This window comes from Pseudomonas benzenivorans (assembly GCF_024397895.1).
GTDB classification, from domain to species: Bacteria; Pseudomonadota; Gammaproteobacteria; order Pseudomonadales; family Pseudomonadaceae; genus Aquipseudomonas; species Aquipseudomonas benzenivorans_A.
Map to the genome: position 1 here is coordinate 4,194,332 of NZ_CP073346.1, position 14,378 is coordinate 4,208,709.

The following is a 14,378-nucleotide window of genomic DNA, read 5'->3' on the forward strand; positions in this document are numbered from 1 at the left end:
ATGACCGGCCTGTTTCATTTCTGCGGGGCTAAAGCGCGTCCGGCAGCCATCTCCGGCCTGGCCCTCCATGGGGCGGGTCAGCGCGGCCAGCTCCGTGGGGTCTCCAGCGGCGAACTTGGTGGGCGTACAAGGCCAAATTTTTTGGGGGCATGTTGCCTGATTATTTTGTGAATGGCGCTCGCTTGGGTTGATGCAGAATGTCGCTGTCATCGGGCGTGATGCACGGGGTTGATGGACGCTCACCGGGCGTGAGAATCGACGAACGCCACGGCCCGTAGGCTGTGGACCCGGTTCGCCGCCCGTTCACCGGCGCCGACCGATTGCGCCGCCATTCCTCGTTCGCGCTTGCCCGGGGCGTTTCAGTCCTGTTTTTTCTCAACGAGTCAGTCCTTTAGAGCCGGGGAAGCATCCACTTATGTACACCGCCGTCAAAGCCGCTTGGGCGCTCCTGATGAGCATGGGGCTGCTCATGCTGGGCAATGGTTTGCAAGGTTCGCTCATCGGCTTGCGCGCGACGCTGGAGGGGTTTTCCACTCAGTTCGCCGGGGTGCTGATGTCTGGCTACTTCGTGGGTTTTCTGCTGGGTTCGACCCTGACCCCCAGGGTAGTCTCCCAGGTCGGGCATGTGCGGGTGTTCGCGGCGCTGGCCTCGCTGGCCTCGACTGTGGTTTTGCTCCACCCGGTTTTCGTGGACCCGACGCTCTGGTTCGTCATGCGGGTGATCTCCGGGTTCTGCATGGCGGGCCTGTACATCGTCGCGGAAAGCTGGCTCAACGACCTGGCCACCAACAAGACGCGCGGCCAATTATTGTCGCTGTACATGGTCATCATGATCGGCGGCATGGCCAGCGGCCAGTTGCTGCTCAATGTGGCCGACCCGGGCGGCTTCAAGCTGTTTATTCTGATTTCGGTGCTGCTGTCCTTCGCGCTGTTGCCGGTTCTGCTCAGCGTCGCCCCGGCGCCAAGTTTTGCTTCACCGACGCCGATGGGATTGCGCCAGCTCTACCTCAGCTCACCGCTCGGCGTGACCGGCTGCATGGCGGTGGGGCTGTCCAATGGCGCAGTGGTGGGCATGGGGGTGATCTATGCGGAGCTGATCGGCTTTCCGCTTGCGGACATCTCCATATTCATGGGGTTGATCCTGCTGGGCAGCGTGGTGCTGCAATGGCCCATTGGCCACCTGTCCGACAAGTACGATCGCCGCTGGGTGATTCTCGCGGTCACCCTGCTGGCTGCCGTGATGGCGCTGGCGGCAGTACCGGCGGCACAGATATCGGCCAACGCCTTGCTCGTGGTGGCATTCCTGTTCGGCGGCTTGTCCTTTCCCATGTATTCGCTGTGCGTGTCCCATACCAACGACAACCTCGAGCCGAAGCAGATGGTTTCGGCCAGCAGCAGCCTGGTCCTCGCCGTGGGCCTAGGGGCCGCCCTGGGCCCCTCGACCGCGGCGGCAGTCATGGGCCTGATTGGCCCCAATGGCCTGTTCTGGTTTCTCGCCGTGGTGCATGCCGGGGTGGGTGTATTCGCCCTCTATCGCATGACTCGACGCGCGGCGGTGCCGCTTGAGGATCAGGGCCATTGCGTGGCGATCCCGCCGGCGGCCTCCCCGGTGGCCATGGCCATGGTTCAAGAGGCCTCCGGTGGCCATGCGCAGGGGCAGGCGGATGAGGCGGGCGTTGCGGAGCCGGCGGCAGCCGGCGCGGTCGAGAGCAAAGTCTAGGTGTGATCTCTCAGTAGGTTGTTCATCCGGGGCATTCCCGGAATTCTGGAAGTGCGACCAACCTAGCCTTCCAGAAGCCCCGGATGAACCTGCATAAACATGCCCGTCTTACCCCTCGCGGTCGAGCCCTTTTGGTTCGGCGCATCCACCATGGCCTGAGGGTCGAGGAAGCTGCCCAGGCAGCCGGCGTGAGCGTGCGAACCGCCTACAAATGGTTGCGGCGCTTTCGCGAGGAAGGCGAAGCGGGATTGATGGATCGCTCGTCACGTCCGCAACACTGCCCGCATGCCACACCCGATACCGTGGTCGAGCGTCTGATCGAACATCGGCGATGCCGCAAGACCTACCGGCAAATCGCCGGAGAATTGGGCTTGGCCGTCAGCACCGTGGCTCGCCGCCTGCGGCGGGCCGGCTTTCATCGACTGGCTGAGTTGGAGCCGGCGCCACCGGTGGTTCGCTACGAATACCCGACACCCGGAGATCTGCTGCATCTGGATATCAAGAAGCTGGGCCGTTTCTGGAGAGCAGGCCATCGGGTCACCGGCGACCGCCAGCAGAGCTCCGACGGCGCGGGCTGGGAATTCGTCCACGTGGCCATCGACGATGCCAGTCGCATCGCCTTCAGCAGTTTGCATCCCGATGAGCGTGGTCGCAGTGCTTGCCAAGCCTTGCTCCAGGCCCTGCGCTACTACCGCGGCCTGGGCATCCGCTGCACCCGCACCATGACCGACAACGGCAGCTGCTATCGCTCTCGCAGGTTTCGGCGCCTGGTCAGGCGATTGGGGCTGCGCCATCTGCGCACCAGGCCTTACACGCCACGCACCAACGGCAAGGCCGAGCGCTTCATCCAGACCAGTCTGCGCGAGTGGGCTTATGCCCGTAGCTATGAAAGTTCGGCACAGCGAGCACAGCACCTGACGCCCTGGCTGCATCACTCGGCCGCACGCCAGCCTCGGTTACCAACCACCAATCAGTCGCGCTCCACTGCCACTGAACAACGTACTGGGTTTACACAGCTAGGGCAGTCAGTCCCGCGGTTACAGGTGCGTGGCCACCTGCATAATGCCGGCGCCGCCCAGGACCAGCCAGGCGAACAGCAGCGCTGCCAGCAGCAGTGGCTTGATGCCGGCGCGACGAATTGCCGACACATGGGTGGTCAGGCCGAGAGCGGCCATCGCCATGGCCAGGAGAAACAGGTCCAGTTGGCGGATCATTGTCACTACTGACTCGGGCAGCATCGCCAGCGAGTTCAGGCCGGCCACCAGCACAAAGCAGTAGGCGAACCAGGGGGTGCAGATCTTGGTCTTGGCTTCTCCGGCGCAGGCCTGGGTGGAGGTCTTTTGCTTGGCCAGATAGATGGACAGGATGACCAGAAACGGTGCCAGGAGCATCACCCGGATCATCTTGGCGATGACGGCCGTATCGGCGGCTTCCGGGCCGATGGCGCGGCCCGCCGCCACCACCTGGGCGACCTCGTGAATGGTGGCGCCGGTGAAGATGCCGAACTCAGCAGCCCCGCCCGGAATGAACTGCCAGCTCTGGTTGAGCTGATACAGTGCCGGATAGAGGAACATGGCCAGGGTGCCGAACACCACCACGGTGGAAACGGCCACCGTGACCTGCTCGGCTCGGGCGCGCACCACCGGTTCTGTCGCCATGACCGCCGCGGCGCCGCAGATCGAGCTGCCGGCGCCGATCAGGATGGTAGTGGTACGGTCGAGCTTGAACAGCCGCGTGCCGGCGAACCAGGCGAGGACGAAGGTCGAGCCGAGTACCAGGGCGTCGACCAGCACGCCGGCGACGCCAACCTGGGCGATGTCCTGAAAGGTCAGCTGAAAGCCGTAGAGGATGATGCCCAGGCGCAGCAGTTTCTGCTTGGCGAAGGTCACTCCTGCCCCGCTGTGTTCTGCTGTACGCGGATACAGGGTATTGCCGATCAGCATGCCCAGCACGATGGCCAGGGTCAGGGCGCTCAGGCCATTGTGGCGAAACCAGTCGGTGTTGCTCAGGGTCACCGCCAGCGCGGCGATGGCGCCGCTGAACAGCAGGCCCGGAACCAGGGTCTCCAGGCGCCGAGCGATTGGCTGCAGCAGGCCAACACAGGGGTTGCTCAGGCGTTTGGTTTTCAGGAGAGACATGGCATCGGGTTCCTTGCGTGGTCCCGAGCCAAATTAAGCGTATTGTGATCAACCTAAAAACAGATTATATGCATATAACCAACCTGTCTAAGTGGTAAATGGCTGTGCGGATAAGCCTTCGACAATTGCAAATTTTCTGCGCCGTTGCGCGGACGGGCAGCACCTCGGCGGCAGCCGAGCAGATCGCGCTGTCGCAGTCGGCCACCAGCGCCGCGCTCAATGAGCTCGAGGTCATGCTGGCAACCAAGCTGTTCGATCGGGTCGGCAGGCGCTTGTTGCTGAATGACAGCGGCAAGCTGTTGCTGTCGCAGGCGCGCCAGGTGCTCGATGGCGTCGAACGGATCGAAGAGTATTTCCGCGGCGAGACCGGGACGTTCAAGGGCACCCTGACCGTTGGCGCCAGCAGCACCATCGGCAATTACGTACTGCCCCGTTACCTGGCCGAGTTTCGCAACCAGTTTCCCGAGATCCGCATCAATGTCGCGATCTCCAACAGCGCGGCGGTCGCCGCGATGGTGGCCAACTTCGAGGTGGACATCGGCCTGATCGAGGGTCCCTGCCATCAGCAGGACCTCGACGTCACGCCCTGGCTGAGCGACGAGTTGGTGGTGTTCTGCGCCGCCGGCCACCCGCTGGGGATGGGCAAGCAGGCGAGCGCGGAGGCGTTGCAGCAGGCCGACTGGTTGTTGCGGGAGCAGGGGTCGGGCACGCGCGAGGAGGTCGAGCACGCCTTGCTCCCGCACCTGCACAGTCTGAACGCGCGGATGGAACTGGGCAGCTCGGAGGCGATCAAGCGTTCGGTGGCTGCCGGCCTGGGCATCAGTTGCCTGTCGCGCTGGGTGGTGGCCGATCTGCTGGCCTGCGGGCAGGTGCAGGAGCTCGACAGTGTGCTGCCGCCCTTGTCTCGACGTTTCTACATGCTCCGCCATCGGGACAAGTTCGCCTCGCCCGCCTTCGACCGCTTCTGGCGTCACTGCCAGGGGTGAAGCAGGCCTGGCCGAGAGCGCTTCAGCGCGGCCCGAAGGGTGAGGCCGCAGGCCGAATAACCGGGGACGCAGTCCCTGGTGAGAGTCCGGCGGACACAAAAAAGCCCCGGTATTAACCGAGGCTTTCGAATTTGGCTCCTCGACCTGGACTCGACAGCGCCAGCTGAACGCGCTTTAGCGCGGCCCGAAAGGTGAGGCCGCAGGCCGAATAACCGGGGGCGCAGTCCCTGGTGAGAGTCCGGCGGATACAAAAAAGCCCCGGGATTAACCGAGGCTTTCGAATTTGGCTCCGCGACCTGGACTCGAACCAGGGACCCAATGATTAACAGTCATTTGCTCTACCGACTGAGCTATCGCGGAACAACGGGGCGTATCCTACTGATTAAAAAGGGGAAGTCAAGCCTCTGCCGACTCCCCTGGTGGTGATCAGAGGACCTGGGCGATGGCCTCGGTGACGAACGGCAGGTTGCGCTGGTTGAGCGCCGCCACGCAGATGCGTCCGGTGCCAACCGCGTAGATGCCGAACTCGCTCTTCAGGCGCTCCACCTGCTCGGTGGTCAGGCCCGAGTAGGAGAACATGCCGCGCTGCTGGGCGACGAAGCCGAAGTCACGCTTGGCGCCCAGGGTCGCCAGCTGCTCGACCATGGCCAGGCGCATGCCGCGGATGCGCTCGCGCATCTCGCACAGTTCGGCTTCCCACATGGCGCGCAGTTCCGGGCTGTTGAGCACCGCCGCCACCACGCTGGCGCCGTGGGTCGGCGGGTTGGAGTAGTTGGTGCGAATCACCCGCTTGAGCTGCGACAGCACGCGCCCGGTCTCGTCTTTCGAGCCGGTGACGATGGACAGCGCGCCGACCCGCTCGCCGTACAGCGAGAAGGACTTGGAGAAGGAGCTGGAGACGAAGAAGGTCAGGCCCGACTGGGCGAACAGGCGCACCGCGGCGGCGTCTTCCTCGATGCCGTCGCCAAAGCCCTGGTAGGCGATGTCGAGGAAGGGCACATGCTCGCGCTCGCGTAGCACCTCGAGGATGGCCTGCCAGTCGTCCATGGTCAGATCGACGCCGGTGGGGTTGTGGCAGCAGGCATGCAGCACCACGATGGAGCGGGCCGGCAGGTTCTTCAGGTCTTCCAGCAGGCCGCCGCGGTTGACGCCGTTGCTGAAAGCGTCGTAGTAGCGGTAGTTGCGCACCGGAAAGCCGGCGGACTCGAACAGCGCGCGGTGGTTTTCCCAGCTCGGGTCGCTGATGGCGACTTCGGCATCCGGTAGCAGGCGCTTGAGGAAGTCGGCGCCGACCTTGAGGGCGCCGGTGCCGCCGAGGGCCTGGGCGGTGATCACCCGGCCTTCGCCGATCAGCGCGGAATTGGCGCCGAACAGCAAGGTCTGCACGGCCTGGTCATAGGCGGCGATGCCTTCGATCGGCAGGTAGCCGCGCGGCGCGTGCTTGGCGGTCAGCGCGGTTTCTGCCTCGGCGACCGCTCGCAGCAGCGGAATGCGCCCCTCTTCGTTGGTGTACACGCCAACCCCGAGGTTGACTTTGGTCGGACGGGGGTCGGCGTTGAATGCTTCGTTGAGGCCCAGGATAGGGTCGCGCGGCGCCATTTCGACGGCAGAGAACAGGCTCATGGGTGCGGCAGCTCGGAGGCAGAGGGGTGGGTGTCTGCAACACCCGGCGACGACTGCGGCTGGGGGTTGCGTAAATGCGCCGTTAGTATAACGACCCATACCGTGCGTCGCGACAGCAGGCGCACGCTTTTCACCTGGTATGACGTAGGCTATCGGGCTGCGTCACAACCGCTTGTCGAGGTTAGTCATGTCCGAGTTTCAACTGGTCACCCGTTTCCAGCCGGCCGGCGATCAGCCGGAGGCGATTCGGCAGATGGTCGAGGGCCTGGAGGCGGGCCTGTCGCACCAGACCCTGCTCGGGGTGACCGGTTCCGGCAAGACCTTCAGCATCGCCAACGTCATCGCCCAGGTGCAGCGCCCGACCCTGGTGCTGGCGCCGAACAAGACCCTGGCGGCGCAGCTCTACGGCGAGTTCAAGAGCTTCTTCCCGAACAACGCGGTGGAGTACTTCGTTTCCTATTACGACTACTACCAGCCCGAGGCTTACGTGCCCTCGTCCGACACCTTCATCGAGAAGGATGCCTCGATCAACGACCATATCGAGCAGATGCGCCTCTCGGCGACCAAGGCGCTGCTGGAGCGGCCGGACGCGATCATCGTCACCACGGTGTCGTGCATCTACGGTCTGGGCAGCCCCGAGTCCTACCTGAAGATGGTGTTGCACGTAGACCGCGGCGACAAGCTGGATCAGCGCGCCTTGCTGCGCCGCCTGGCCGACCTGCAGTACAGCCGCAACGACATGGATTTCGCCCGCGCCACGTTCCGCGTGCGCGGCGACGTGATCGACATCTTTCCGGCCGAATCGGACCTGGAGGCCATCCGTATCGAGCTGTTCGACGACGAGGTGGAGAGCATCGCCGCCTTTGATCCGCTGACCGGCGAGGTGATCCGCAAGCTGCCGCGCTTCACCTTCTACCCCAAGAGCCACTACGTCACCCCGCGGGAAACCCTGCTGGAGGCGGTCGAGGCGATCAAGGTGGAACTGGTCGAGCGCCTGGAATACCTGCGCGGCGCGGGCAAGCTGGTCGAGGCCCAGCGCCTGGAACAGCGCACCCGCTTCGACCTGGAGATGATCCTCGAGCTGGGGTATTGCAACGGCATCGAGAACTACTCGCGGTACCTCTCCGGGCGCGGCCCGGGCGAGCCGCCGCCGACGCTGTACGACTATCTGCCGGATCAGGCCCTGCTGGTGATCGACGAGTCCCACGTGTCGGTGCCCCAGGTCGGGGCCATGTACAAGGGCGACCGCTCGCGCAAGGAAACCCTGGTCGAATACGGTTTCCGCCTGCCCTCGGCCCTGGACAACCGCCCCATGCGCTTCGAGGAGTGGGAGGGCGCCAGCCCGCAGACCATCTTCGTCTCGGCCACCCCGGGGCCCTACGAGGCGGACCATGCCGGACGGGTGATCGAGCAGGTGGTGCGCCCCACCGGTCTGGTCGATCCGCAGATCGAGGTGCGCCCGGCGCTGACCCAGGTCGACGACCTGCTTTCAGAAATCCACAAGCGCGTGGCCATCGAAGAGCGGGTGCTGGTCACCACCCTGACCAAGCGCATGGCCGAGGACCTGACCGACTACCTGGCCGACCACGGCGTGAAGGTGCGCTACCTGCACTCGGACATCGACACGGTGGAGCGGGTCGAGATCATCCGCGACCTGCGCATCGGCGCCTTCGATGTGCTGGTCGGCATCAACCTGTTGCGCGAAGGCCTGGACATGCCGGAGGTGTCCCTGGTGGCGATTCTCGATGCCGACAAGGAAGGCTTCCTGCGTTCCGAGCGTTCGCTGATCCAGACCATCGGCCGCGCCGCGCGCAACCTCAACGGCCGGGCGATTCTCTATGCCGATCGCATGACCGGCTCCATGGAGCGTGCCATCGGCGAGACCGAGCGCCGCCGCAACAAGCAGATCGCCTTCAACGAGGCCAATGGCATCGTGCCCAGGGGGGTGAAGAAGGACGTGCAGGACATCCTCGAAGGCGCCACGGTCCCCGGCTCGCGCAGCAAGAAGCGCAAGGGCATGGCCCAGGCGGCGGAGGAGAGCGCGCGCTACGAGAACGAGCTGCGTTCGCCGAGCGAGATCACCAAGCGCATTCGCCAGCTGGAGGAGAAGATGTACCAGTTGGCCCGCGACCTGGAGTTCGAGGCCGCGGCCCAGTTGCGCGACGAGATCCACAAGCTGCGCGAGCGCCTGCTGCAGGTGTGACGGGACGCCGCCCTTGCGCTGTTCCTTCGTCGCCCGTGGCCGTTAGACTTCCTGCGCTCTGTTGCCTGTGAGAAACCATGATGGGACTGGATGACGCGCTGATCTTCACCCGGGTGGTCGAGTGCCACAGCTTTACCCTGGCCGCCCAGGGCCTTGGCATGCAGAAATCGACGGTGAGTCGGCGCATCGCCTTGCTGGAAGAGCGGCTCGGCGTGCGCCTGCTCAACCGCACCACGCGCAAGCTGCGCCTGACCGAGGTGGGGCAGGCCTATTACGAGCGTTGCCGGCAGATCATGCTGGACTTCGCCGAGGCCGAGCAGGCCGTCATGCAGTTACAGCAGGCGCCCTCCGGCCTGCTGCGCATCACCGCGCCGATCGAGTTCGGCCAGCTGTTTCTCGGTCGGGTGCTCGGCGACTTCATGCGCCAGTACCCGCAGATCACCGCCGAAGTGGAGCTGACCTCGAGGCACGTCGATCCGGTCGAGGAGGGCGTGGATATCGCCATCCTGGTCGGCCAGCCCCAGGACTCCACCCTGATCGCGCGCAAGCTGTTCGAAACCGAGCGGCGCCTGTGCGCCAGTCCCGGCTACCTGGAAGCCCATGGCACGCCGCTGACGGTGGCCGAGCTGGCCGGGCATCGGGCCATCCTGCTGCCCCATGACTCGCCGCGCCACTGGCCGTTGCTGGGCGAGATCATCCCCTGCCAGCGGGTGCTGGCCTGCAACAACATCACCTTCGCCCGCGAGGCCGCCCTGGCCGGTGCCGGCATTGCCGGATTGCCGCGCATGATCTGCGAAAGCGCGGTGCGCGCCGGGCGGCTGGTCGAACTGCTGGCCGAGACCCGGCTGCCGATCGGCGAGCTCTATGCCGTCTATCCTTCCAGGCGGTTCCAGGCGATGAAGGTCAAGACCTTTCTCGATTTCCTCATGGCCAGTCTGCCGGTCGGGGAGGGGCGGCGGCTGGAGCCCGCGGCGGTGGGGCTGGTAACATCGCCGCCTTAATCGGTTTTCGCTCTATTTCTTCGAGACTCGCCATGACCACCGTCCGCACCCGTATCGCGCCGTCGCCCACCGGCGATCCCCACGTCGGCACCGCCTATATCGCCCTGTTCAACCTGTGCTTCGCCCGCCAGCACGGTGGTGAATTCATCCTGCGCATCGAAGACACCGACCAGCTGCGCTCGACCCGCGAGTCGGAGCAGCAGATCTTCGACGCCCTGCGCTGGCTCGGCATCGAGTGGAGCGAGGGGCCGGACGTCGGTGGCCCCCATGGCCCGTACCGGCAAAGCGAGCGCGGCCATATCTACAAGCAGTACACCGCCGAGTTGGTGGAGAAGGGCCATGCCTTCCACTGCTTCTGCAGCCCCGAGCGCCTGGACAAGCTGCGTGCCGAGCAGACCGAGGCCAAGCAGACCCCGCGCTACGACGGCCACTGCATGCACCTGGCGCAGGACGAGGTGCAGCGTCGCCTGGCCGCCGGCGAGCCCAACGTGGTGCGCATGAAGGTGCCGACAGAGGGTGTCTGCGTGGTGCCGGACATGCTCCGTGGCGAGGTGGAGATCCCCTGGGATCGCATGGACATGCAGGTGCTGATGAAGACCGATGGCCTGCCGACCTACTTCCTGGCCAACGTGGTCGACGACCACCTGATGGGCATCACCCACGTGCTGCGCGGTGAGGAGTGGCTGCCGTCGGCGCCCAAACTGATCCTGCTGTACGAGTACTTTGGCTGGGACAAGCCGCAGCTGTGCTACATGCCGCTGCTGCGCAACCCGGACAAGAGCAAGCTGTCCAAGCGCAAGAACCCGACTTCCATCACTTTCTACGAGCGCATGGGCTTCCTGCCCCAGGCCATGCTCAACTACCTCGGCCGCATGGGCTGGTCGATGCCCGACGAGCGCGAGAAGTTCACCCTCGACGAGATGGTCGAGCACTTCGATATTCAGCGGGTGTCGCTCGGTGGGCCGATCTTCGACCTGGAGAAGCTGTCCTGGCTCAACGGCCAGTGGATGCGCGAGCTGAGCGTCGAGGCGTTCGCCGCCGGCGCGCAGAAATGGGCCTTCAACTCCGATTACCTGATGAAGATCGCCCCCCACGTGCAGGGGCGGGTGGAGACCTTCAGCCAGATCGCCCCCCTGGCCAGTTTCTTCTTCGCCGGTGGCCTGAGCCTGGACGCCAAGCTGTTCGAGCACAAGAAGCTGTCGCCCGACCAGGTGCGCCAGGTCATGCAGCTGATCCTGTGGAAGCTGGAAGCCCTGCGCCAGTGGGAGAAGGAGCGGATCACCGGTTGCATTCAGGGGGTGGTCGAACATCTGGAGCTGAAGCTGCGCGATGCCATGCCGCTGATGTTCGCCGCGATCACCGGCCAGGCCAGCTCGGTGTCGGTGCTCGACGCCATGGAAATCCTCGGTCCGGACCTCACGCGCTTCCGCCTGCGCCAGGCTATCGAGCTGCTCGGCGGTGTGTCGAAGAAGGAAAACAAGGAGTGGGAAAAGCTGCTGGCGGCCATCGGCTGACAGGCTCGCCGTCGAGGTATTAGGGTAAGTGTTTGTTATGTCAGCAGAAAAAAACAGGGACGTGATGAAAATCTTGTTGACAGTACCCGGGGGCGCCCTTAACATGCGCCCCGTCCTCGAGATGGGGCTATAGCTCAGCTGGGAGAGCGCTTGCATGGCATGCAAGAGGTCGACGGTTCGATCCCGTCTAGCTCCACCAATCTCGAAGCCGAAAGGCTTGCCACAATCGGTTCCAGTAGCCGATTGAGTTTCAGGGGTTTTGCGTCCCCTTCGTCTAGTGGCCTAGGACACCGCCCTTTCACGGCGGTAACAGGGGTTCGAGTCCCCTAGGGGACGCCACTATTTCCAGCCGCAGCATTTAAGGTGCTGCAGCCAGACCGCAAGGTTTCGGGGCTATAGCTCAGCTGGGAGAGCGCTTGCATGGCATGCAAGAGGTCGACGGTTCGATCCCGTCTAGCTCCACCAATACCACGACAAGGCCAGCCACTGCGCTGGCCTTGTTCTTCGAAGGATTCGTCCCCTTCGTCTAGTGGCCTAGGACACCGCCCTTTCACGGCGGTAACAGGGGTTCGAGTCCCCTAGGGGACGCCAGTTTTGCCCGCTCTGCGGGATTTTTAAGGGTCATTCTTCAGGGAATGGCCCTTTTGTTTTTCTACCCTCAGATACCTTCCGTCCCTCTTCGAGAGAGGCTGCCGACCAACGGTAGGCGATAGCGCTTGCCTGGCTATATTATAGATGTAATATTTCAACCATAATATTTCCTGGAGGCGGCCATGAACCACAAGAAAGCCCAGACCCGTGAACGCATTCTGGCCGCGGCGGAAACCGCGCTGCTGCAGCGCGGGCCGGCGGAGCCGAGTGTCTCCGAGGTGATGGGGGCCGCCGGCCTCACAGTTGGCGGTTTCTATGCCCATTTCGAGAGCAAGGATGCCCTGATGCTCGAGGCCTTCCGGCAGATGCTCTGCCAGCGGCAGGAATTGATCGGCCAGCTGGACGACAATCTGCCGGCTGCCGAGCGGCGGGCCCTGGTGGCGGCGTTCTACCTGTCGCGCAAGCACCGGGATGCGCCCGATCAGGGTTGCCCGCTGCCGAGCTCGCTGGGCGAGTTGACCCGCCTGCCGGAGGGCTTCCGCACGGCCTTGGCCGCGCACCTGGAGTTGATGATGGCAAAGCTGGCGGGCAAGCCGGAAGAGGCGGACAACGTCCTCGCCGATATTGCCCTGATGGTCGGAGGTCTGGCGCTGGCGCGGGCGCTGGGAGCCGGTGAACTGTCTGACCGCGTCTTGCGTGCCGCCAAAGCGGCGATTGTCTGAGGAGACTGGCAATGAGCAGCATGAGTTTGATCCGCGGAATCAACGCTTCGGTCGGCTATCTGGCGCCGCGCTTGGTGGCGAGTCGCATGCGTCGCGCCTTTATGACGCCGCGCAACCTGCCGCCGCGCGACTGGGAGTTGCCGCTGCTCGCGCAGGCGGAACGCATCACCCTGCGTTTCGGGCTGTCGGCCCTGCGCTGGGGCAAGGGGCCGGCGGTGCTGCTGATGCATGGCTGGGAGGGCCGACCGACCCAGTTCGCCGAGCTGATCAAGGCATTGGTGCAGGCCGGTTATTCGGTGTTTGCCCTGGATGCCCCAGCGCACGGGCGTTCCCCGGGGCGGGAGGCGAACGTGGTGTTGTTCGCTCGCGCCATGCTCGAGGCGGCCAGCGAGCTGCCGCCGCTGAAGGCGGTGATCGGTCACTCGATGGGCGGCGCCAGCGCCCTGCTGGCGACCCAGCTGGGGTTGCAGGCCGAGGCCGTGGTGACCATTGCCGCGCCCGGGCGGATTCTCACCATGTTGCGCGGTTTCGCCCAGTACATGGGGTTGTCGGCGAAGGCCGGCGCGCACTTCGTCCGCCTGGTCGAGGAGAAGGCCGGCATGCCGGCCAAGCAGATCGACGTGGCGCAGTATCAGCTGAATATGCCGGGGCTGATCGTGCATGCCGTCGACGATCCCAAGGTGCCCTACAGTGAGGCCGAGGCGATCCATCACGCCTGGTTCGACAGCCAGTTGCTGCGTCTGGAGCAGGGCGGGCACCAGCGCCTGCTTGCCGATCCGCGACTGATCGGCGAAACCCTGCGTCTGCTCGAGAGTGTCGGCGAGGCCGCCGTGGTGCCGCTGACGGCCTGAGGCGTCGCGCCTGCCGGTCACCGGCAGTTCTCATCGGCCGCTGCGTCCAGAGTAGCGGCCGCCATCCTCAGGCCGACTTGGCGGTCTCCAGCAGCCACTCGCGAAACAGCAGCACGTCCGGGCGCGGGCGCGTTTCCCCTTCGGGCAGCAGCAGGTAGTGGGACTGTTCGATGGCCAGTTCGCCGGCGAACGGTGAAACCAGCCGGCCGGACGCAATGTGCGGCTCGGCGAAGCTGCGCAGCACCAGGGCGAACCCCGAGCCGGCGCACGCCAGCTCCAGGGCGATCAGCGAGGAGTCGACCTGGATGCCCTTGGCGGCCCGGTAGTCCTCTATGCCGGCCGCACGAAACCAGCGGGTCCACAGGTCTTCGCAGCCCATGATGTGAATCAGCTGCTGCTGGGCCAGCTGGGCCAGGGCCCCGGGATCCTTCGCCCGCTCCAGCCAGCTGGGGCTGCACACCGGAATCGACGGCTCCTTTCTGAGCGGCTCGACCTCGAACCCCTCCCAGCGTCCGTCACCGAAGCGGATATCGATATCCGCCTGGTCCGCTTCCAGCGCGTCGGCCCAGATCGCCGTGAACAGCCGGACCTCGATCTCTGGATAGGTGTCCAGGAAGCCATTGAGGCGCGGGGCCAGCCAGAGCTGGGCGAACGATGCCGTCGAGCGGATGGTGACCGAGCGATCCCCCTTGCTGCCGAACAGGCCGGCGGTGGACAACGACAGCTCGTCGAATGCCTTGCGTACCGACGGCAAGTAGGCCCGGCCCATGTCGGTGAGGCGCACGCCGCGCGGCAGGCGCTCGAATAGCTGAAAGCCCAGGTACTCCTCCAGGGAGCGGACCTGCAGGCTCACTGCCGCGGGCGTCAGGTGCAGTTCGCCGGCGGCGGCGGAGAAGCTCAGGTTGCGTGCGGCGGCCTCGAAGGAGCGTAGCCAGGGCAGGTGGGGCAGGGTGTAGCTCATGACTGACCTTTAAATTTTTCGACCCCAATGGGGTTTATTTGCTTGCTTGTTTTAAGGGCAGCTTACGC

10 protein-coding genes, 5 tRNA genes and 1 pseudogene are annotated in these 14,378 nt (G+C 64.8%); 12 read left to right on the forward strand and 4 right to left on the reverse strand.

Translation table 11 applies throughout. The features are described from left to right. Window positions 1-415: 415 nt before the first annotated feature. Both KDW96_RS19730 and KDW96_RS19735 read left to right on the forward strand, forming a co-directional pair. Window positions 416-1,720: an MFS transporter gene (locus KDW96_RS19730; protein ID WP_255837924.1), complete on the forward strand. Its 1,305-nt coding sequence runs from the start codon at window positions 416-418 to the stop codon at window positions 1,718-1,720. A gap of 83 nt (window positions 1,721-1,803) precedes the next feature. Next, window positions 1,804-2,740 (forward strand): annotated as a pseudogene (locus KDW96_RS19735) (IS481 family transposase). 17 nt (window positions 2,741-2,757) lie between these two features. On the opposite strand, the gene KDW96_RS19740 reads toward KDW96_RS19735, so the two are convergent. Further along, complete coding sequence (locus KDW96_RS19740) at window positions 2,758-3,858, reverse strand: YeiH family protein (RefSeq protein WP_255837925.1); 1,101 nt, start codon at window positions 3,856-3,858, stop codon at window positions 2,758-2,760. A gap of 104 nt (window positions 3,859-3,962) precedes the next feature. Between KDW96_RS19740 and KDW96_RS19745 the strand changes: the two genes are divergently transcribed. Then, window positions 3,963-4,844, forward strand: coding sequence for a LysR family transcriptional regulator (locus KDW96_RS19745; RefSeq protein ID WP_255837926.1), 882 nt, complete (start codon window positions 3,963-3,965; stop codon window positions 4,842-4,844). 284 nt (window positions 4,845-5,128) lie between these two features. On the opposite strand, the gene KDW96_RS19750 is transcribed toward KDW96_RS19745, so the two are convergent. Then, window positions 5,129-5,204, reverse strand: a tRNA-Asn gene (locus KDW96_RS19750). 66 nt (window positions 5,205-5,270) lie between these two features. After that, a complete protein-coding gene (locus KDW96_RS19755; protein ID WP_255837927.1) occupies window positions 5,271-6,467 on the reverse strand; it encodes an amino acid aminotransferase in 1,197 nt (398 codons plus the stop codon). A 187-nt stretch (window positions 6,468-6,654) separates the two neighbouring features. Here KDW96_RS19755 and uvrB point away from each other — a divergent pair, with 187 nt between their 5' ends. The 9 genes from uvrB to KDW96_RS19800 all read left to right on the forward strand — a co-directional run bounded on the left by uvrB (window position 6,655) and on the right by KDW96_RS19800 (window position 13,349). Continuing rightward, a complete protein-coding gene (uvrB, locus tag KDW96_RS19760) occupies window positions 6,655-8,670 on the forward strand; it encodes an excinuclease ABC subunit UvrB (RefSeq protein WP_255837928.1) in 2,016 nt (671 codons plus the stop codon). 80 nt (window positions 8,671-8,750) lie between these two features. Further along, window positions 8,751-9,671, forward strand: a complete 921-nt coding sequence (locus KDW96_RS19765) for a LysR family transcriptional regulator (protein ID WP_255840571.1) — start codon at window positions 8,751-8,753, stop codon at window positions 9,669-9,671. 32 nt (window positions 9,672-9,703) lie between these two features. Next, window positions 9,704-11,185, forward strand: a complete 1,482-nt coding sequence (gltX, locus tag KDW96_RS19770; protein ID WP_255837929.1) for a glutamate--tRNA ligase — start codon at window positions 9,704-9,706, stop codon at window positions 11,183-11,185. A 123-nt stretch (window positions 11,186-11,308) separates the two neighbouring features. Further along, window positions 11,309-11,384, forward strand: a tRNA-Ala gene (locus KDW96_RS19775). A 64-nt stretch (window positions 11,385-11,448) separates the two neighbouring features. Beyond that, window positions 11,449-11,524, forward strand: a tRNA-Glu gene (locus KDW96_RS19780). A 50-nt stretch (window positions 11,525-11,574) separates the two neighbouring features. Further along, window positions 11,575-11,650, forward strand: a tRNA-Ala gene (locus KDW96_RS19785). Between the two features lie 50 nt (window positions 11,651-11,700). Then, a tRNA-Glu gene (locus KDW96_RS19790) sits at window positions 11,701-11,776 on the forward strand. Between the two features lie 182 nt (window positions 11,777-11,958). Continuing rightward, complete coding sequence (locus KDW96_RS19795) at window positions 11,959-12,498, forward strand: TetR/AcrR family transcriptional regulator (protein WP_255837930.1); 540 nt, start codon at window positions 11,959-11,961, stop codon at window positions 12,496-12,498. 11 nt (window positions 12,499-12,509) lie between these two features. Further along, window positions 12,510-13,349: an alpha/beta hydrolase gene (locus KDW96_RS19800; protein WP_255837931.1), complete on the forward strand. Its 840-nt coding sequence runs from the start codon at window positions 12,510-12,512 to the stop codon at window positions 13,347-13,349. A gap of 67 nt (window positions 13,350-13,416) precedes the next feature. On the opposite strand, the gene KDW96_RS19805 is transcribed toward KDW96_RS19800, so the two are convergent. Next, entirely contained in the window at window positions 13,417-14,310 is an 894-nt protein-coding gene (locus KDW96_RS19805; RefSeq protein ID WP_255837932.1) for a LysR substrate-binding domain-containing protein, read from the reverse strand. Window positions 14,311-14,378 lie beyond the last annotated feature (68 nt).

What these genes read in the sequence shown, in the direction of transcription:
- KDW96_RS19730 (WP_255837924.1), top strand. Translation starts at nt 416, where the DNA reads ATGTACACCGCCGTCAAAGCCGCTTGGGCGCTCCTGATGAGCATGGGG.
- KDW96_RS19740 (WP_255837925.1), bottom strand. Translation starts at nt 3,858, where the DNA reads ATGTCTCTCCTGAAAACCAAACGCCTGAGCAACCCCTGTGTTGGCCTG.
- KDW96_RS19755 (WP_255837927.1), bottom strand. Translation starts at nt 6,467, where the DNA reads ATGAGCCTGTTCTCTGCCGTCGAAATGGCGCCGCGCGACCCTATCCTG.
- uvrB (WP_255837928.1), top strand. Translation starts at nt 6,655, where the DNA reads ATGTCCGAGTTTCAACTGGTCACCCGTTTCCAGCCGGCCGGCGATCAG.
- KDW96_RS19765 (WP_255840571.1), top strand. Translation starts at nt 8,751, where the DNA reads ATGGGACTGGATGACGCGCTGATCTTCACCCGGGTGGTCGAGTGCCAC.
- gltX (WP_255837929.1), top strand. Translation starts at nt 9,704, where the DNA reads ATGACCACCGTCCGCACCCGTATCGCGCCGTCGCCCACCGGCGATCCC.
- KDW96_RS19795 (WP_255837930.1), top strand. Translation starts at nt 11,959, where the DNA reads ATGAACCACAAGAAAGCCCAGACCCGTGAACGCATTCTGGCCGCGGCG.
- KDW96_RS19800 (WP_255837931.1), top strand. Translation starts at nt 12,510, where the DNA reads ATGAGCAGCATGAGTTTGATCCGCGGAATCAACGCTTCGGTCGGCTAT.
- KDW96_RS19805 (WP_255837932.1), bottom strand. Translation starts at nt 14,310, where the DNA reads ATGAGCTACACCCTGCCCCACCTGCCCTGGCTACGCTCCTTCGAGGCC.